Source organism: Nonomuraea roseoviolacea subsp. carminata (genome assembly GCF_024172185.1).
In the GTDB taxonomy this organism is placed as follows: domain Bacteria; phylum Actinomycetota; class Actinomycetes; order Streptosporangiales; family Streptosporangiaceae; genus Nonomuraea; species Nonomuraea roseoviolacea.
In genome coordinates this window covers 3,486,081-3,505,475 of sequence record NZ_JAMZEC010000001.1, presented here as the reverse complement: position 1 = coordinate 3,505,475, position 19,395 = coordinate 3,486,081, and the positions used below count along the sequence as shown (strand labels likewise).

General features: G+C 72.4%; 14 protein-coding genes. 11 read left to right on the top strand and 3 right to left on the bottom strand.

Going from position 1 to position 19,395, the window contains the following annotated elements; genetic code table 11:
- Window positions 1-28 precede the first annotated feature (28 nt).
- The 10 genes from HD595_RS16335 to HD595_RS16290 all read left to right on the top strand — a co-directional run bounded on the left by HD595_RS16335 (window position 29) and on the right by HD595_RS16290 (window position 14,243).
- Window positions 29-1,090: a quaternary amine ABC transporter ATP-binding protein gene (locus HD595_RS16335; RefSeq protein ID WP_253769940.1), complete on the top strand. Its 1,062-nt coding sequence runs from the start codon at window positions 29-31 to the stop codon at window positions 1,088-1,090.
- The gene (locus HD595_RS16330) at window positions 1,087-3,084 is read left to right on the top strand and encodes an ABC transporter permease (protein ID WP_253769938.1); all 1,998 of its coding nucleotides are present in this window, start codon (window positions 1,087-1,089) and stop codon (window positions 3,082-3,084) included. The genes HD595_RS16335 and HD595_RS16330 overlap by 4 nt, the downstream gene beginning before the upstream one ends.
- A gap of 44 nt (window positions 3,085-3,128) precedes the next feature.
- Entirely contained in the window at window positions 3,129-4,106 is a 978-nt protein-coding gene (locus HD595_RS16325) for an ABC transporter substrate-binding protein (protein WP_253769936.1), read from the top strand.
- 214 nt (window positions 4,107-4,320) lie between these two features.
- A complete protein-coding gene (locus HD595_RS16320) occupies window positions 4,321-6,723 on the top strand; it encodes a GcvT family protein (protein WP_253769933.1) in 2,403 nt (800 codons plus the stop codon).
- A 13-nt stretch (window positions 6,724-6,736) separates the two neighbouring features.
- Window positions 6,737-7,993 (top strand): serine hydroxymethyltransferase, encoded by a 1,257-nt coding sequence (gene glyA, locus HD595_RS16315; RefSeq protein WP_253769931.1) that lies wholly within the window; start codon window positions 6,737-6,739, stop codon window positions 7,991-7,993.
- Window positions 7,990-9,222 (top strand): sarcosine oxidase subunit beta family protein, encoded by a 1,233-nt coding sequence (locus HD595_RS16310; protein ID WP_253769929.1) that lies wholly within the window; start codon window positions 7,990-7,992, stop codon window positions 9,220-9,222. Before glyA ends, HD595_RS16310 begins: the two co-directional genes overlap by 4 nt.
- A gap of 9 nt (window positions 9,223-9,231) precedes the next feature.
- Complete coding sequence (locus tag HD595_RS16305) at window positions 9,232-9,510, top strand: sarcosine oxidase subunit delta (protein WP_175594586.1); 279 nt, start codon at window positions 9,232-9,234, stop codon at window positions 9,508-9,510.
- Complete coding sequence (locus HD595_RS16300; RefSeq protein WP_253769927.1) at window positions 9,507-12,305, top strand: 2Fe-2S iron-sulfur cluster-binding protein; 2,799 nt, start codon at window positions 9,507-9,509, stop codon at window positions 12,303-12,305. Before HD595_RS16305 ends, HD595_RS16300 begins: the two co-directional genes overlap by 4 nt.
- Window positions 12,298-12,873 carry a sarcosine oxidase subunit gamma gene (locus HD595_RS16295; RefSeq protein ID WP_253769925.1) on the top strand — a complete coding sequence of 192 codons (576 nt, stop codon included), beginning with the start codon at window positions 12,298-12,300 and terminating at the stop codon, window positions 12,871-12,873. Before HD595_RS16300 ends, HD595_RS16295 begins: the two co-directional genes overlap by 8 nt.
- A complete protein-coding gene (locus tag HD595_RS16290; RefSeq protein ID WP_253769922.1) occupies window positions 12,870-14,243 on the top strand; it encodes an L-serine ammonia-lyase in 1,374 nt (457 codons plus the stop codon). Before HD595_RS16295 ends, HD595_RS16290 begins: the two co-directional genes overlap by 4 nt.
- A 177-nt stretch (window positions 14,244-14,420) precedes the next feature.
- On the opposite strand, the gene HD595_RS16285 is transcribed toward HD595_RS16290, so the two are convergent.
- Entirely contained in the window at window positions 14,421-15,989 is a 1,569-nt protein-coding gene (locus tag HD595_RS16285) for an MDR family MFS transporter (protein WP_253769920.1), read from the bottom strand.
- A gap of 119 nt (window positions 15,990-16,108) precedes the next feature.
- Between HD595_RS16285 and HD595_RS16280 the strand changes: the two genes are divergently transcribed.
- Window positions 16,109-16,684, top strand: coding sequence for a TetR family transcriptional regulator (locus HD595_RS16280; RefSeq protein WP_253769918.1), 576 nt, complete (start codon window positions 16,109-16,111; stop codon window positions 16,682-16,684).
- A 108-nt stretch (window positions 16,685-16,792) separates the two neighbouring features.
- Here the strand turns inward: HD595_RS16280 and HD595_RS16275 are convergent, their stop codons facing one another.
- Complete coding sequence (locus HD595_RS16275) at window positions 16,793-17,155, bottom strand: cupin domain-containing protein (RefSeq protein ID WP_253769916.1); 363 nt, start codon at window positions 17,153-17,155, stop codon at window positions 16,793-16,795.
- Between the two features lie 59 nt (window positions 17,156-17,214).
- Window positions 17,215-19,242, bottom strand: coding sequence for a CehA/McbA family metallohydrolase (locus HD595_RS16270; protein WP_253769914.1), 2,028 nt, complete (start codon window positions 19,240-19,242; stop codon window positions 17,215-17,217).
- Between the last annotated feature and the right edge of the window lie 153 nt (window positions 19,243-19,395).

Below are 19,395 nucleotides of genomic sequence, written 5' to 3'. Positions count from 1 at the left end.
CCGAAGACCAACGCTCTGAGAGGTGGTCATGACCGCACCGTCAGTGGCCGAACGTAGTGCACCCGACACCGATGCCCCCCCGATCCTCTCCGTGCGCGAACTGTGGAAGGTGTTCGGCCCGAAGGCGGAAAGCGTCGTGGGCAGCTCGCTCACCCGCAAGGAGCTCAAGGAGCAGTCGGGCTGCGTCGCGGCCGTCCGTGACGTCTCCTTCGAGGTCCGGCGGGGCGAGGTGTTCGTCGTCATGGGCCTGTCGGGCTCCGGCAAGTCCACCCTGGTCCGCTGTCTGACCAGGCTGATCGAGCCCACGGCCGGCGAGATCCTGCTCGACGGCGAGGACGTGCGCAAGGCCGACGAACGCCGGCTGCGCGAGCTGCGCAGGCACCGCATGGCCATGGTGTTCCAGCACTTCGGCCTGCTGCCGCACCGGTGCGTGCTCGACAACGTCGCCTTCGGGCTGGAGATCCGCGGGGTCGCCAAGCAGGACCGCTACGCGCGGGCCCGCGAGGTCATCGGCCTGGTCGGGCTCAACGGCTTCGAGAACTCCTATCCCGACCAGCTCTCCGGCGGCATGCAGCAGCGCGTCGGCCTGGCCCGGGCGCTCGCGGCCGACCCCGAGGTGCTGCTGTTCGACGAGCCGTTCTCCGCGCTGGACCCGCTGATCCGGCGCGAGATGCAGAACGAGGTCTGCCGGCTGCACCAGGAGGTCGGCAAGACGATGATCTTCATCACTCACGACCTCAGCGAGGCGCTGAGGCTGGGCGACCGGATCCTCATCATGCGCGACGGCGAGGTCGTCCAGGTCGGCACGCCCGACCAGGTCGTGGGCGCGCCCGCCGACGACTACGTGCGCGACTTCGTCAGCGACGTCCCCCGCTCCCACGTGCTCACGCTGCGCTGGGTCATGCGCCCGCCGCAGCCCGGCGAGCCGCTCGACGGCCCGGAGCTCGGCCCGGACGTGATCATCCGTGACGCCGTCCACGCCGTGCTCTCCGCCGAGCGGCCGGTGCGCGTGACGGACGGCGGAGAGCTGCTGGGCGTGGTCACCAGCGCGGAGATCCTCGAGGTGATCGCCGGGAAGGCGGAGGGATGACGGCCCTCTCCGCGACCAGGGGGGTGGCCGCCAGGCTGCCCGCCCGCAGGTATCTGATCGCCCTGACGCTCGCGGTGTGGGCGGCGGGCTGGGCGCTGCTGCGCGGGCACGACACGTTCGCGCTGGGCGGAGCCGAGCTGACCCCGCTGCACGGCGCGCTGAACGAGGCGATGGACGCGGTCGACGACAGCCGCAACACCAACCCGCTCTTCCTCTACTTCATCAACTACATCCGGCTCTTCATCGACCAGGCCGTGACGGCCGTCCAGGCCCTGATCAGCCAGCCCGCCCTGGGCCGGCCGGTCCCCGTGCTGGGCTGGCTCGGCGTGACCGGCCTCGCCACCGGCGTCGCCCTGCTGTACGGCAACCGGAAGGTCGCGCTGCTGACCGCCGCCGGCTTCGTGTCCTTCGGCGCGCTGGGCCTGTGGCAGGAGAGCATGGACACGCTGGCGCTCACGCTGACCGCGGTGGTGCTGTCGCTGGCGGTGGGCATCCCGCTCGGGATCTGGGCCGGGCTGAGCGACCGGTTCAACCGGCTGGTGACGCCGGTGCTGGACTTCATGCAGACCATGCCGACGTTCGTCTACCTCGCGCCGCTCACCCTGTTCTTCCTCATCGGGCCGGCCAGCGCGACGGTCGCCACGATGATCTACGCGATCCCGCCGGCCATCCGCATCACCGCGCACGGCATCCGGCAGGTCTCCTCCGACACGCTGGAGGCCGGCACCTCGCTCGGCGCCACGCCGGCGCAGGCGCTGCGGCACGTGCGGCTGCCCATGGCCAAGCAGACGATCATCGTCGGCGTCAACCAGACCATCATGGCCGCCCTGTCCATGGCCACCATCGCGGCGCTCATCGACGCGCCCGGCCTGGGGCAGACGGTGCTGAAGGCGCTGCAGACGCTCGACGTGGGCACCGCCTTCAACGCCGGGGTGGCCATCGTGATCATGGCTGTGGTGCTGGACCGGGTGACCTCCGCGGCCAGCCGCCGGGTGGAGGTCCAGCGCCGGGCCGGGCGGATGCGCACGACGCGGGGACGCCGCCTGGAGGTGGCGGGCGTCCTGGGCGTCGCCGGGGTGCTGGCGTACCTGTCGTACACCTACGTCTGGGCGGCGGAGTTCCCGATCGAGGCGAACGCCGGCCCGTACGTGCGCCGCGCGGCCGACGCCGCGAGCCAGTGGGTGCAGGACAGCCTGGTCACCTACACCGACGCCTTCAAGAACCTGCTGACCAACCAGTTCCTCAACCGGCTGGAGGCGCTGCTGACCGGCACGCCCTGGTGGCTGGTGACGATCGTGGCCGTGGCCCTCGCCCTGCTGGTGGGCAGCGTGCGGGCCGCGCTGGTGACCGCGGCCGGGCTGCTCCTGCTGGTGCTGCTCGGGCTGTGGCAGGACAGCATGGTGACGCTGGCCTCGACCATCGTCGCGACCGTCCTCGTCATGCTGCTCGGCGTGGTCGCCGGAGTGTGGATAGGCCGCAGCGACCGGGCGGACACCGTGCTGCGGCCCGTGCTGGACGCCGGCCAGACCATGCCGGCCTTCGTCTACCTGGTGCCCATCCTCGGCCTGTTCGGCGCGACGCGGTTCACCGCGATCATCGCGGCCGTGGTGTTCGCGGCGCCCGTGGCGATCAAGCTGGTGGCCGAGGGCATCAGGGGTGTCTCGCCCACCACCGTCGAGGCCGCCACCTCGGCGGGGGCCAGCACCTGGCAGCTCATCTCCAAGGTCCAGCTTCCGATGGCCCGCAGCGCCGTGACGCTGGCGGCCAGCCAGGGGCTCATCTACGTGCTGTCCATGGTGGTCGTGGGCGGCCTGGTCGGCGCGGGGGCGCTCGGCTACGACGTCGTGGCCGGCTTCTCGCAGCACCAGTTGCGGGGCAAGGGACTGGCCGCCGGGCTCGCGATCGTCGTGCTCGGCATCGTGCTCGACCGGGTCATGCGGGCCGCCACCCAGCGGGCGGACGCGGCGGCTCACGGCGGGCGGCACCAGAAGTGAACGACACCGGCCGGTTCTCGGCCCGAGAAACCCAGGAGGACCAGGTGGCAGTTACCAGGAGCGGAAAGGTCAGGGCCGCCGCGCTCGTGACGGGTGCCGGCCTCCTGCTCACCGCGTGCGGAGGAGCGAAGGTCGGGGAGACCGGCACCGCCTCGACCGGCGGCGCGAAAGGCTGCGGCACCTTCAACCTCGCGGTCAACCCGTGGGTCGGCTACGAGGCCAACGCCGCGGTGATCGCGCAGGTGGCCGAGAAACAGCTCGGCTGCAAGGTGGTGAAGAAGGACCTGAAGGAGGAGGTGGCCTGGCAGGGCTTCGCGACCGGCGAGGTGGACGCGATCGTCGAGAACTGGGCCCACGACGACCTGAAGAAGAAGTACATCGACGACCAGAAGGTCGCCGTGTCGGCGGGGCCGACCGGCAACAAGGGCGTCATCGGCTGGTACGTCGCGCCGTGGATGGTCAAGAAGTACCCGGACATCACCGACGGCAAGAACCTCAACAAGTACGCCTCGCTGTTCAAGACCTCCGAGTCCGACGGCAAGGGGCAGTTGCTCGACGGCGATCCCTCGTTCGTCACCAACGACGCGGCCCTGGTGAAGAACCTCAAGCTCGACTACAAGGTCGTGTACGCGGGCAGTGAGACCGCGCTCATCACCGCCTTCCGCCAGTCGGAGAAACAGCAGAAGCCGGTCATCGGCTACTTCTACGAGCCGCAGTGGTTCCTGTCGGAGGTGAAGCTGGTCAAGGTCAACCTGCCGGCCTACACCGAGGGCTGTGACGCCGATCCGGCCAAGGTGGCGTGCGACTACCCGCCGTACGAGCTGGACAAGATCGTGAGCAAGAAGTTCGCGGACTCGGGCAGCCCCGCCTACACCCTGGTCAAGAACTTCACCTGGACGAACGACGACCAGAACCTCGTGGCGAAGTACATCGCCGAGGACAAGATGTCGGCCGAAGAGGCGGCCGCCAAGTGGGTGGCCGACAACCCCGACAAGGTCAAGGCCTGGCTTCCCACGAGCTGACGCCTGCCCGCGCCGTGACGCGCCCGGCCCGATCGACGACACGCGATCGGGCCGGGCGCGTTGGCGTTCCGGGCCGTCCGGCGAACCGCCTGGAAAACCGTCGGAAAAACCGTGCGGAATCCGACGAACACCCCCTTGACACCCGGAATCCGGCGAGTGACTCTTGTTGCGGAAAGTGCGCTTGGTTGCATATATCGCAACAACGGAGGTGGCTATGACGGTCCCGAGCGTCGTCATCATCGGCGCGGGCGTGGTCGGCGCGGCTCTGGCCGACGAGCTGTCCGCCCGCGGCTGGACCGACGTCACCGTCGTGGACCAGGGAGACGTGCCCGCCACCGGCGGCTCCTCGTCACACGCCCCTGGGCTGGTGTTCCAGATCAACGGGTCGAAGACCATGACCGAGATGGCCCGTTACACCGTGGAGAAGTTCGTCGAGCTGGACAGCTTCCACCAGGTGGGCGGGCTCGAAGTGGCGACCACCCCCAAGCGGCTCGCCGAGCTGCACCGCCGCCACGGCTGGGCGACGGCCTGGGGGATCGAGACCCACCTGCTCACACCCGAGGAGAGCGCCGCCAGGCACTCCCTGCTCGACGCCGACAAGGTGCTCGGCGGGCTGTACATCCCGACCGACGGCCTGGCCAAGGCGGTCAAGGCGGTCGACGCCCAGCTCACCCGGGCCCGCGAGCGCGGCGTGCGGGTGCTCGCCCGCCACGAGGTGCTGGACATCCGGACGGAGGGCGGCAAGGTCGTCGCGGTGGTGACCGACCAGGGCGAGATCGCCGCCGACATCGTGGTGTGCTGCGCCGGGATCTGGGGCCCGCGCGTCGCCCGCATGGTCGGCATGAACCTGCCCCTCACCCCGCTCGCCCACCAGCTCGCCTGGACCGGGCAGGTGCCCGGCCTGGCCGGCCAGACCGTCGAGTGCTCCCGGCCGATCCTCCGCCACCAGGACGCCGACCTCTACTTCCGCGAGCGGTTCGACACGCTCGGCATCGGCTACTACGGCCACCGGCCCATGCCGATCAGCGCCGACGACATCCTGTCCGTGGACGAGGCCGAGGTCATGCCGTCGGTGCTCACCTTCACACCCGACGACTTCGCCGAGGCGTGGAGCGACACCCAGGAGCTCCTCCCGTCCACGCGCTCGGCCAAGGTGGAGGAGGGCATCAACGGCCTGTTCTCCTTCACCACCGACCACCTGCCGCTGATGGGCGAGTCGCCCGAGGTCAAGGGCTTCTGGGTGGCGGAGGCCGTCTGGGTCACCCACTCGGCCGGGGTCGGCCGCGCGATGGCCGAATGGCTGGTCGACGGCCACTGCACGACGTTCGACCTGCACGAGTGCGACGTCAACCGGTTCGAGCCGCACCAGGTCGCGCCCGACTACGTGCGGGCCCGCGGCTGCCAGAACTACGTCGAGGTCTACGACATCATCCACCCGCTCCAGCCGATGCGGGAGCCCCGGCCGCTGCGCACCAGCCCGTTCCACCCGCGCCAGCAGGAGCTCTGCGCGGCCTTCCTGGAGGCGTCGGGCTGGGAGCGCCCGCAGTGGTACGCCGCCAACGCGCCGCTGCTGTCCGGGCGCGAGATCCCCACGCCGGGTGACTGGGCGGCCCGGTACTGGTCGCCGATCGTCGGCGCGGAGGCGCAGGCCACCCGCGAGGGCGTCGCCATGTACGACATGACCGCGCTCAAGCGGCTGGAGGTCTCCGGACCGGGAGCCGTCGCCTTCCTCCAGCGCCTCACCACCGGCGACGTGGACAAGTCCATCGGCTCCGTGACGTACTGCCTGCTCCTGGACCATGACGGCGGCATCCGCAGCGACGTCACCGTGGCCCGGCTCGGCGCGCAGGAGTTCCAGGTCGGCGCCAACGGCAACCTGGACCTCGACTGGATGGAGCGCCACCGGCCCGCCGACGTGTTCGTCCGCGACATCACGCCCGGCACCTGCTGCATCGGCGTCTGGGGCCCCAAGGCGCGTGACCTGGTCCAGCCGCTGACCGTCACCGACCTGAAGGCGCTGCGCTACTTCCGCGGCGCCCGCACCCACATCGGCAACGTGCCGGTCACCATGCTGCGCCTGTCGTACGTGGGCGAGCTGGGCTGGGAGATCTACACCACCTCCGACATGGGGCTCAAGCTCTGGGACACCCTGTGGGAGGCCGGCCGGGACCACGGCGTCATCGCCGCCGGCCGCGGCGCCTTCACCAGCCTGCGGCTGGAGAAGGGCTACCGCTCCTTCGGCACCGACATGACCTTCGAGCACGACCCGTACGAGGCCGGGCTCGGGTTCGCCGTCAAGCTCGACAAGGGCGACTTCATCGGGCGTGAGGCGCTGCTCGCCCGCAAGGAGTCGGTCACCCGCAGGCTCACCTGCCTGCTCACCGACGAGGTCGTCATGGGCAAGGAGCCCGTGTACGACGGTGAGCGGCCCGTCGGCTACGTCACCAGCGCCGCCTACGGCTACACGATCGGCAAGGGCATCGCCTACGCGTGGCTGCCCGCCTCGCTCGCCGACCCGGGACAAGCCGTCCAGATCGGCTACTTCGACCGCAGGGTGGACGCGGTCGTGGCCGAGGAGCCCCTGTTCGACCCGGCGATGACCCGGCTGCGCGGTTAGGAAAGGACCTCACATGATCGACACCCCGCTGGACGTGGTGGACCCGGAGATCCACGCCGCCATCGGCGCGGAGCTGGCCCGGCAGCGATCGACGCTGGAGATGATCGCGTCGGAGAACTTCGCGCCCCAGGCGGTCATGACCGCCCAGGGCTCGGTGCTGACCAACAAGTACGCCGAGGGCTACCCGGGCCGGCGCTACTACGGCGGCTGCGAGCACGTGGACGTGGTCGAGCGGCTGGCCGTCGACCGGGTGAAGGCGCTGTTCGGCGCCGAGGCGGCCAACGTGCAGCCGCACTCGGGCGCCCAGGCCAACGCCGCCGCCATGTCGGCGCTGCTGGAGCCGGGCGACACCATCCTCGGCCTCGACCTGGCCCACGGCGGGCATCTCACCCACGGCATGCGGATCAACTTCTCCGGCCGGCTCTACAACGTGGTCGCCTACCACGTGCGCGAGAGCGACCACCTGATCGACATGGACGAGGTCGAGCGGCTGGCCCGCGAGCACCGGCCCAGGCTGATCATCGCCGGCTGGTCGGCGTACCCGCGGCACCTCGACTTCGCGGCCTTCCGCCGGATCGCCGACGAGGTGGGCGCGTACCTGATGGTGGACATGGCGCACTTCGCCGGCCTGGTCGCGGCGGGCCTGCACCCCTCGCCCGTGCCGCACGCGCACGTGGTCACCACGACCACGCACAAGACCCTCGGCGGCCCCCGCGGCGGCGTCATCCTGTCCACCGAGGACCTCGCCAAGAAGATCAACTCGTCGGTGTTCCCCGGCCAGCAGGGCGGGCCGCTGGAGCACGTCATCGCCGCCAAGGCGGTCGCGTTCAAGATCGCCGCGGAGGAGGAGTTCCGCGAGCGGCAGCGGCGCACCCTGGAGGGGGCGCGGATCCTCGCCGAGCGCCTGCTCGCCCCCGACGCGGTCGCCGCCGGCGTCAAGGTGCTCACCGGAGGCACCGACGTCCACCTCGTCCTGGTGGACCTGCGCGACTCCGAGCTGGACGGCAAGCAGGCCGAGGACCGGCTGCACGCGGCGGGCATCACGGTCAACCGCAACGCCGTGCCGTTCGACCCGCGCCCGCCCATGGTCACCTCCGGCCTGCGCATCGGCACGCCCGCCCTGGCCACCCGCGGATTCGGCGCCGCCGACTTCACCGAGGTCGCCGACGTCATCGTGGGCGCCCTGACCCCGGGCGCCGACCTGGACCACCTGCGCGGCCGGGTCGAGGCGCTGGCCGGCAAGCACCCGCTCTACGGGGAGGCCCGATGAGCCCCCGCCCGCCGGGCGCCGACCTGCCGGACCACCCCGACCGGCTGTGGAGCGCCGGCGAGCCGAAGTCCTCCTACGACGTGGTGATCGTCGGCGCGGGCGGCCACGGCCTGGCCACCGCCTACTACCTGGCCAGGAACCACGGCATCACCAACGTCGCGGTCCTGGAGCGCGGCTGGCTGGCCGGCGGCAACATGGCCCGCAACACCACCATCATCCGCTCCAACTACCTGTGGGACGAGAGCGCCGGCATCTACGAGCACGCGCTCAAGCTCTGGGAGGGGCTGGAGGACGAGCTCGACTACCCGCTGCTGTTCAGCCAGCGCGGCGTGCTCAACCTGGCGCACAGCCTGCAGGACGTGCGCGACGGCGTCCGGCGGGTGGAGGCGAACCGGCTCAACGGCGTGGACGCCGAGTGGCTGGACCCGCGGCAGGTCAAGGAGGTCTGCCCGATCGTCGAGATCTCCCCGGACGTGCGCTACCCGGTGATGGGCGGGACGTTCCAGCCGCGCGCCGGCATCGCCAAGCACGACTACGTCGCCTGGGGATACGCCCGCGCCGCGGCGGCACTCGGCGTCGAGTTCATCGAGAACTGCGAGGTCACCGGGCTGCGGGTGAGCGACGGCCGGATCACCGGCGTCGACACCACCCGCGGGAGCATCGCGGCGGGCCGGGTGGCGCTGTGCGCCGCCGGGCACACCTCGGTCGTGGCCGCCACCGCCGGCATCGACCTGCCGCTGCAGAGCCACCCGCTCCAGGCGCTGGTCTCCGAGCTGCTGGAGCCGGTGCACCCGACGGTCGTCATGTCGAACGCCGTCCACGTGTACGTCAGCCAGGCCCACAAGGGCGAGCTGGTGATGGGCGCGGGCATCGACGCGGCCAACTCCTACCGGCAGCGCGGCGCCTTCCACATCATCGAGCGGCAGATGGCCGCGGCGCTGGAGCTGTTCCCGATCTTCGCCAGGGCGCACGTGCTGCGCACCTGGGGCGGCGTCGTGGACGTCACGCCGGACGCCTCGCCGATCGTCGGGCTGACCCCGGTCGACGGCCTGTACCTCAACTGCGGCTGGGGAACCGGCGGGTTCAAGGCCACCCCCGGCGTGGGCTGGTGCTTCGCGCACACGGTGGCCCACGACGAGCCGCACCCCCTCGCCGCTCCCTTCTCTCTTGACCGATTCGTCACCGGGGCGCTCGTCGACGAGCACGGCGCCGCCGCGGTCGCGCACTGAGGACGTCACATGCTGCTGATTCCCTGCCCATGGTGCGGGCCTCGCGAGGAGGCCGAGTTCCACTACGGCGGACAGGCCCACGTCGCCTACCCGGAGGACCCGGCCGCGCTCTCCGACGAGGAGTGGGCTCGCTACCTGTTCTTCCGCGACAACCCCAAGGGCGTCTTCGCCGAGCGGTGGAGCCACTCCGCCGGCTGCCGCCGCTGGTTCAACGCCCTGCGTGACACCGCGACCAACCAGATCCACGGCGTCTACCGCGTCGGCGAGCCGCGGCCGGTGGCGTCGTGAGGCGCGACGGCGGCGGCCGGATCGACCGCTCCCGCGAGCTGCGCTTCCGGTTCGACGGGCAGGAGTACACCGGCCACCCCGGTGACACCCTCGCCTCCGCGCTGCTGGCCAACGGCGTGCGCCGGGTCGCGACCAGCGTCAGGCTGGGCCGCCCGCGCGGCATCTTCGCCGCGGGCGGCGAGGAGCCCAACGCGGTCGTCCAGATCGAGGAGCCGTTCCCCGAGCCGATGCTGCCCGCCACCACCGTCGAGCTGTACGACGGCCTGGTGGCGAGCAGCCTCGCCGGGCAGGGGCGCCTGGCCGCCGGGCCCGACCCGGCGCGCTACGACGCCGTCCACGCCCACTGCGACGTCCTGGTGGTCGGCGCCGGTCCGGCCGGGCTGGCCGCGGCCCGCGCCGCCGCCGCCACCGGCGCGCGGGTGATCCTCGCTGACGACCAGCCCGAGCCGGGCGGCAGCCTCCTCGGCTCCCGCGACGAGGTGGACGGCGTGCCCGGCGCCGACTGGGCCGCCGCGACGGCGGCCGACCTGGAGGGGCGGCCCGAGGTCAGGGTGCTGCGGCGCACCACCGTCTTCGGCTACTACGACGACAACTACCTGGTCGCCGTCGAGCGGCGCACCAACCACCTGGGCGCGGCGGCTCCCGCGCACATGGCCCGCGAGCGGATCTGGCGGATCCGGGCGCGGCGGGTCGTGCTGGCCACCGGCGCGCACGAGCGGCCGATCGCCTTCGCCGGCAACGACCTGCCCGGCGTGATGCTGGCCGGCGCCGCCCGCACCTACGCCACCAGGTACGGCGTCCTGCCCGGCCGCCGGGCCGTGGTGTTCGCCGCGAACGACGGCGCCCACGCCGCCGCGCTCGACCTCGCCGACGCCGGCGTGGACGTGGCGGCCGTCGTGGACCCGCGGCCGGCCCCCGGCGGGCCCTGGGCCGCCCGCCTGCGCGAGCGCGGCGTCGAGCTGCTGGCCGGGCACGTGGTGACGGCCGCCAGGGGCGACGGGCAGGTCTCCTCGGTCGAGACCTCCTCGGGCGCCTCCATCGACGCCGACCTGCTGCTCGTGTCGGGCGGCTGGAACCCGGTCGTCCACCTGTACAGCCAGTCGGGCGGCACGCTGCGCTACGACGAGACGATCGGCACGCTCGTCCCCGACGGCTCCGGCCAGGCGGTCGAGGCGGCCGGGGCGGCCAGGGGCGTGTTCGCGCTGCCCGGCTGCCTGGCCGACGGCACCGGCGCGGGCGCCCGCGCCGCGTCGGCGTCCCGTCCCGCGCGTCCCGTCGACGTGCCGCGGGCCGAGGAGACGGCGGAGGACGCTCCTCTGGCGTACTGGCTGGTCCCGGCCGCCGACTACACCGAGCACTTCGTGGACCTGCAGCGCGACGTGACGGTGGCCGACGTCCACCGGGCGACCGGCGCCGGGCTGCGCTCCGTCGAGCACGTCAAGCGCTACACCACCGCCGGCACGGCGCACGACCAGGGCAAGACCTCCGGCCTGCTGACCTCGGCGGTCGTGGCGGAGGCCCTCGGCGTCCCGGTGGCCGAGCTGGGCACGACCACGTTCCGCGCGCCGTACCAGCCGGTCAGCTTCGCGGCGCTGGCCGGGCGGGACCGCGGCGCGCTGCACGACCCGGTCAGGGTGACGGCGCTGCACGAGTGGCACGTCGCCAACGGCGCGCTGTTCGAGAACGTCGGCCAGTGGAAGCGGCCCTGGTACTACCCGCGTCCCGGCGAGGACATGGAGGCCGCGGTGCTGCGCGAGTGCGCCGCCGCGCGCGAGGGCGTGGCCGCCATGGACGCCTCCACCCTCGGCAAGATCGACGTGATCGGGCCCGACGCCGGGGAGTTCCTGGACCGGCTCTACACCAACCTGATGAGCTCGCTGAAGGTCGGCTCCGTCCGCTACGGCGTGATGTGCCGGCCCGACGGGATGGTGTTCGACGACGGCACGGTGATCCGCGTCGCCGACGACCACTTCCTCGTCACGACCACCACCGGCAACGCGGCGGCCGTGCTCGACTGGATGGAGGAGTGGCTGCAGACCGAGTGGCCGTGGCTGCGGGTCCACCTCACGTCGGTCACCGAGCAGTGGGCCACGGTCGCGCTCGTCGGCCCCGGCTCGCGCGAGGTGCTCGCGGGCCTGGCGCCCGGCCTCGCGGTGGGCGTGGACGACTTCCCGTTCATGACGTGGCGGGAGGCGGAGGTGGCCGGCGTCCCCGCGCGGGTGTGCCGGATCAGCTTCTCCGGCGAGCTGGCCTTCGAGATCAACGTGACGTCCTGGGACGGCCTGCGCCTGTGGACGGCGATCATGGACACCGGCCTGGTGACCCCGTACGGCACCGAGACCATGCACGTGCTGCGGGCCGAGAAGGGTTACCCGATCGTCGGCCAGGACACCGACGGCACCGTCACGCCGCACGACCTGGGCATGTCCTGGGTCGTGTCGAAGAAGAAGCCCGACTTCGTCGGCAAGCGCTCCTTCTCGCGGGCCGACACCATGCGGGCGGACCGCAAGCAGCTCGTCGGCCTCCTGCCGGAGGACCCCGAGGTCCTGCTGCCCGAGGGCACCCACCTGGTGGCCACGGGCACGCTGCCGGAACCGCCCGTGCCCATGCTCGGCCACGTGACGTCCAGCTACCGCAGCGCCGCGCTGGGCCGCACGTTCGCGCTCGCGCTGGTGCGGGGTGGGCAGGGCCGGCACGGCGAGCGGCTGTACGCGCCCGTCGGCGACACGCTGGTGCCCGTCACCGTCACCTCCCACGTCCTGTACGACCCGGAAGGAGCGCGCCGCGATGGCTGAGCGCAGGAGTCCGGCGGCGGCCTACGCCGGCCGGTTCGAGGCCGCGTCCCGGGGTGAGGCGCTGCGGCTGGCGGAGCTGCCGTTCCTCACCCAGATCGACGTGCGCGTCGATCCGTCGTCCCCGGCCGCCGGGGACATCGGGGACGCGCTCGGCGTGCCCCTGCCCGTCGAGCCGGGCACGGCCGTACGGGCCGGGTCGGGGGCCGACGAGGTGACCGTGGCGTGGCTCGGCCCGGACGAGTGGCTGGTCGTCGCGCCCGAGGGGCACCGGCTGGAGCTGCTGCGCAAGGGGCTCGGCGACCGGCACGGGTCGATCGTGGACGTGTCGGCGCAGCGCACCACCCTGCTGGTCGCCGGCCCGCGCGCGCGGGACCTGCTGGCCCACGGCTGCGCCCTGGACCTGCACCCGAGCGTCTTCGGGCCGGGCGCGTGCGCGCAGACCACCCTGGCCAGGGCCCAGGTCGTGCTGATCCCGCGGGAGGACGGCTTCCTCGTCCTGGTCCGCTCGTCCTTCGCGGCGTACCTGGCGGAGTGGCTGCTGGACGCGGCGGCGGAATACGTGGCATGAGCATCGGCGTCTTCGACCTGTTCAAGGTCGGCATCGGCCCGTCGAGCTCGCACACCGGCGGCCCGATGGCCGCCGCGCACAAGTTCGCGCGCGGCCTCGACCAGGACGGCCTGCTCGACCAGGTCGCCCGCGTCGAGGCCATCCTCTACGGCTCGCTCGGCCTGACCGGCAAAGGCCACGGCAGCGACAAAGCCGTCCTGCTCGGCCTGTCCGGCGACAAACCCGAACACGTCGACGTCGACACCGTCGAGCCCCGCCTGGCCGCCATGCGCGCCTCCGGCACCGTCACCCTCTACGGCAAACGCGAGATCCCGTTCGTCGTCGGCGACGACCTCGTCTTCGAACGCAAGATCTCCCTGCCCGGCCACCCCAACGGCATGCGCTTCACCGCCCGCGACGCCGACGGCAACACCCTGCGCGAGAAGGTCTACTACTCCGTCGGCGGCGGCTTCGTCGTCGACGAGAACGCCACCGGCGCCGACCGGATCAAACCCGACGACACCGTCCTGCCCTATCCGTTCACCACCGGCGAGGACCTGCTCAAGCACTGCTCGGCCACCGGCCTGTCGATCTCGGCCCTGATGCTGGAGAACGAGAAGGCCTTCGGCCGCACCGAGGCCGAGATCCGCGAGCAGATCCTCCACCTGTGGCGGGTGATGAGCGAGTGCGTGCGCCGCGGCATCGCCCAGGAGGGCGTGCTGCCGGGCGGGCTGAAGGTCCGGCGGCGGGCCAACCAGCTGCACCGCCGCCTGCAGTCCGAGGCGGGCGAGGACCCGTTGCGGGCGATGGACTGGGTGTCGCTGTTCGCGCTGGCGGTCAACGAGGAGAACGCCGCGGGCGGCCGGGTGGTCACCGCCCCGACCAACGGCGCGGCGGGGATCATCCCGGCGGTGCTGACCTACTACAGCCGGTTCGTGCCGGGCGCCGACGACGAGGGCGTGATCCGGTTCCTGCTGACCGCGGCGGCGATCGGGGTGCTGTTCAAGGAGAACGCCTCGATCTCCGGCGCGGAGGTGGGCTGTCAGGGCGAGGTCGGCTCGGCCTGCTCGATGGCGGCGGCGGGGCTGACCGAGGTGCTGGGCGGCACTCCGGAGCAGGTGGAGAACGCCGCCGAGATCGGCATCGAGCACAACCTGGGGCTGACCTGCGACCCGATCGGCGGGCTGGTGCAGATCCCGTGCATCGAGCGCAACGCGGTGGCCTCGATCAAGGCGATCACCGCGGCCCGGATCGCGCTGCGCGGCGACGGCCGCCACTTCGTCGCCCTCGACAAGGCCATCCGCACGATGAAGGTCACCGGCCGGGACATGCTGGACAAGTACAAGGAGACCTCACGCGGCGGCCTGGCCGTCAACGTCATCGAGTGCTGACGGGCGTTGGCCGCCGAGTGGGGCATCGTCGGCTGACCGGCGCATCGCCTTTCCGGAGCGCGCGTGTCCCGAACGCCTACGAGCTCAACCTCGTCAGTGAGGACGTCAGACGTCGAGGTGATCACGATTCAAGTCGTCCGCCCGAACCTCTGAGAAGCGGCGGCCTCGCCGCCGACGTCATCGGGTGTGGGCCGTGCCGGCCGGCTCCGAGTCGGCCGGCGTGGCGGCGGGCTGGCGGGAGGCGCCGCGCAGCGGCAGCTCCTTCAGGAAGACCACGGCCACGAACCCGAGCAGGGTGACCGGCACCCCCACGAGGAACACCGTCTCCAGCCCCCGCGTGAACGCCTCCAGCACGATGCCCCTGATCGGCTCCGGAAGGTGCTGGATCTCGCTGGGGCTGCCGAGCGAGAGCGACCCGCCTCCGGGCACCTTGATGTGCCGGGCCGCGAGCATGCCGGTCATCTCGTCCTTGAGCCGGTTGACGAGGATCGCGCCGAACGCGGCCACGCCGACGGCGCCGCCGAGCGACCGGAAGAACGACACGCCGGCCGTGGTGGAGGCCATGTCGCGCGGCTCGGAGCCGTTCTGCGCGGCGAGGATGAGCATCTGCATGGACAGGCCCAGCCCGAGGCCCAGGACGGCCACGTCGAACCCGATGAGCCACTGGCTGGAGTCGACGTGCAGCCGCGACAGCAGGAACTGGCCCACGGCCACGATCAGCAGGCCGGCGACCGGGAAGACCTTCCACCTGCCGGTACGGGTGACGATGCGGCCGGAGATCACGCCCGAGACGAACAGCGACAGGACCATGGGCAGCGTCATCAGGCCGGAGTTGGCCGGGCTGAGCCCCTTGACGATCTGCAGGTACTGCGGCAGGTAGATCATCGCGCCGAACATCGCCATGCCGACGAACAGCGACGACAGGCTCGTCAGCACGAACGTGCGGTTGCCGAACAGCCGGGGCGGCAGGATCGGCGTGCGGGCCGCGCGCTCGGCCAGGACGGCCAGCACCAGCATGACGACGCTGACGGCGCCCAGCAGGTACGTCCAGGGGGAGTTCCACTCGAACTCCTGGCCGCCGAGCGTGAGCAGCAGCATGAGGGCCGTGGCGCTGGCGGTGATCGTGGTGGCGCCCCAGATGTCGATCGAGGTGTCCCGCTTGACCTTCGGCAGCTTCAGCACCTGCTGGATCACCACGAACGCGACCAGCGCGAACGGCACCACGACGTAGAAGCACCAGCGCCAGCCGAGCCAGTCGGTGTCCACGATGAACCCGCCGAGCAGCGGGCCGGCGACGGTGGAGATGCCGAAGACGGCGCCCATGTAGCCGGAGTAGCGGCCGCGCTCGCGGGGCGAGACGATGTCGCCGAGGATCACCTGCGCGAGGGCGGACAGGCCGCCGACGCCGATGCCCTGCACGGCGCGGGCCGCGATGAGCTGGCCCATGTCCTGGGAGAGGCCGGCCACGAGCGAGGCGGCGACGAACAGGCCGAGGGCGACCTGGAAGAGCAGCTTGCGGCCGAAGATGTCGGACAGCTTGCCCCACAGCGGCGTGGACACCGTCATCGTGAGCATGGTGGCGGAGGCCACCCACGAGTACTGGTTCTGGCCGCCGAGCTCGCCGACGATCGTCGGCAGGGCCGTGCCGACCACCGACGTCGAGATCATCGAGGTCAGCATGGCGAGCATGAGCCCCGACATCACCTTCAGAATCTCGCGGTGGGTGTACTGCCGCGTCTGAGTCATCAGGGCGTCATGCCTCCTGTCCGGGCCGGGGGAAATGGGGCGCTGGGTGCGCGTTCCTCCAGTATACGCTCGTTTACTAGCCGCGCGGCAAGTGGGTGTCGGGGGGTTAGAGTTTGCGGGTGGAGCATGTCCAGGTGGAGGCGCGGCCGAGGGACCGGGAGGCGACGCGAGCCCGGTTGCTCGCCGCCGCCCGCGCGCTGTTCGCCGAGCACGGCTACGAGCACGTCACCGTACGCATGATCGCCGCCGCGGCCGAGGCCAACCTCGCCCTCGTCGGCCGTTACTTCGGGTCGAAGGCCGGGCTGTTCCGCGAGGTGCTGGCCGAGGAGCCGACCATCGCGCCCGTCCTCGACGGCGACCGGGCCGGGCTGCCCGCGCGGCTGGCCGAGTACGCCGCGCTGCGCATGCACGCCGACCCCGAGAGCCGCATCCTGCGCTCGCTCGAACGCTCGGCCGGCGATCCCGAGATCCGGCAGCTCGTCGGCGAGCGGGTGCGCACGGCGCTGATCGAGCCGCTGGCCGAGCGCCTCGGCGGGCCCGACGCGCCGGCCCGCGCCCGGCTGGCGACCGCGGTCTTCCTCGGGGTGGGGGCGCTGCGCCGCAACCTCGGGCCGGAGGAGCCGACACCGGCCGACATCGCCCGCCTGACCGCCGCCTTCGAGGCATGCCTGGGCGACGTGCCCCCCGAGACCTGACAGCGCTGCCCGAGACCTGACGACGGCGCGACGACGCCCGGATACGGCATGACGACGCCGGAGGCCCCTTCCGCGGTGGCCCCCGGCGTCTCGGACGGATCCGGCCGGCTAGCCCCTCTTCGCCTTGGCGTACTCCGCGATCCCGCTCGCGAAGTCGAACACGATGACCGGCTCGTCGCCCTCGACCCACGCGTCGTGCCCCGGCGTCGCGACGAAGACCTCGCCCGGGCCGATCTCCGCCTCGGTGCCGTCGTCCATGCGGATGTGGAGCCTGCCCTTGGCGACGAACCCGTTGTGATGGACCTCGCACGAGTCGGTCCCGGCGATCGGCTTGACGGACGCCGACCAGCGCCAGCCCGGTTCGAACGTGGCCACCCCGAAGGTCAGGCCGGTCAGGTTGCACACCTCCAGGTGCCCCATCGGGAAGTCGCGGCGCTCATCGGGCTTGTCGATGCTCTTGACTTCGATCATGACGTCCCCCTTCGTCACTTTTCAGTGTTCCACCACGGTCGCGAGGTGCGAAGAGGGCCTCAGGGCAGGCGCGAGCGGTAGACCGCACGGGCCCGGTCGTACAGGGCCAGGTGGTCCTCGTACTGCCGCTCGCCGTCGAACCGGCCCGACTCCTTGAGGATCGTCTCCAGCCGGTCGAGCCAGGCCAGGCACCACCGCACGTCCTCCGGCCGGGCCACGTGCGCGCCCGCCACATCCAGGTGGACCGGGCTCGTGTGCGCGTGGACGCCGCTGCGGTGGTGGCTGCGCGGATGCGGCCCGCCGGTGGCGACGGCGACGACGTACGTCGGCCCGCCCGCGACCAGCGTCGCGCTCAGCCGCCCCGGCGGCCCCTGCGCCAGCACCCCGTCCGCCGTGCGGATCTCCAGCCCCTCCACCTCCGGCCCGGCCGACGTGACGGTGATCTCCACCCGCTCGCCCGGCGCCACGTCGAGGGTGTCGCCCGGGCCGAGGCCGTTCACCGAGAGCTCCAGCCAGGGGCCGGAAGTGGCGAACGTACGGCCGCGCCGGACCGCCTCCGCGTACGTCTCGACGGTCAGCTGGCCCTCGACCCGCGCGTACACCCGCGCCCATCCCGGCGGGCCCGACGCGGTGCCGCGGCGCAGGAACGACAGCACGGCGTCGGTCCCCGCGGTCACCGCCAGCCGGTTGCCCGCGCCGATCAGCCTCCGGTAGACGGCGGCCGTGGCCGTGATCGACGAGTGGTTCAGCACGTCGAGGGTGTCCACCAGGCCGAGCGCGGCGTCGGCCACGATCTCCCGGGCCGCGCAGTCGCGCCCCCGGTCGAGCACGACGTCCGGCGGGTCGGCGTCGGAGAAGGGGGTGTGGAACGGGTGGCCGTAGCCGAGGACCGCGCCGAGCCCGTGCAGCTCCTCGCAGGCGGCGGCGTTCGGCGGCCAGTCGGTCGTGCCGGCGAAGCCGGCGTGGAAGCGGCCCGGCAGGCCGCGCGGCCCGAACGCGCTGAGGTGGCCGAGCAGGTCCTCCCGGTACTCGACGCCGAACCTGGCCACGTGCCGGGCGTCCGACCAGGGCAGGTCGGCGTCCAGCCAGTGCGTGAGCGCCTCCAGGTCGTACACCCGCGCGCCCGCCACGTTGCCCGCGACCAGGTTGAGCACGTGGAGGTCCTCGCCGTGCTGCGCCGCCGCGGCCAGCGCGGGCGCGGCGGGCTCCTCGCCCATCCAGTTGAGGTGGACGTGCAGGTCGCCGCCGTACCAGCCGCGCGCCGCCGCGTCGTAAAGGCGCTGCGGGGTCAGCTCGACCGGCGTCTCCGCGCCGGCCGCCGGGGTCAGCTCGGCACGGGCCTCGGCGTACTCCATGCCGCGCGTGACCGTCACCGTGACGGGCTCGGCGGGCACCGTGAGCACGAGGTCGTCGCCGTGGAAGTACGGCCGGCGGTGGGCGTCCGTCTTGTGCGGCACGCCGTCGGGGTACCAGCCCTGGCCGTTCGCGCCGGTCACGCTCCACCGGCAGGGGAACCCGGCGCGCAGCCGGAGCCGGGCCGCCGGCGCCCGCCTGACCAGCGGCGCGAGGTCCACCGGCCGTCCGTCGACGGAGACCTCCCGCTCCACCTCCACCACCCGCGCGCCGCCGGGCTCCACCGCGTGGGGCGTGCCGTCCACGAGCACGGTGACGGGCTCGTCGCGGCTGGAGTCGAGCAGCAGCGCCGTACGCGGGGGCGGGCCGTCGCCGGTGACGACCCGCGTGACGCACTCCAGCGCGTGCGCGCGGCCGGGGGTGAGGCGCAGCGCGGGCAGGTTGTCGGGCACGTCACCCGCCAGCGCGTCCCGGACCGCGCGCTCGACGTCCACCTCGCCGAGGCGGTCGGCGAGCTCGTCGGGCGAGGCGCCCGGGTGGCGCCCGGCGAGCTGCCGGAAGCAGGCGCCCCAGTAGTCGTGCCGCCCCAGGTCGAGGAAGACGGTGGCCCAGGCCTGCGCGACGTACGTCAGGCGGTTCTCGCCCCACGTGGGCCCGTGCTCGTCGCGGAGGGCGCGGTAGTCGTCGAGGGCCTCGGCCACGGAGGCGGGAAGCAGGGGATCGTCGTCGCGCATGACCGGGCTCCTTGGCTCAGACAATCTGCACGTTCATCTCAAAGTAAAGGAATGCCTGGCGAGTCGCCGCGGGCGAACACCCCGTGAACGGCGGATGTCGGAAACCGTAGATCTGATCGTAACTAAGGCGAATCGCGCTCGACATCTCGTCTC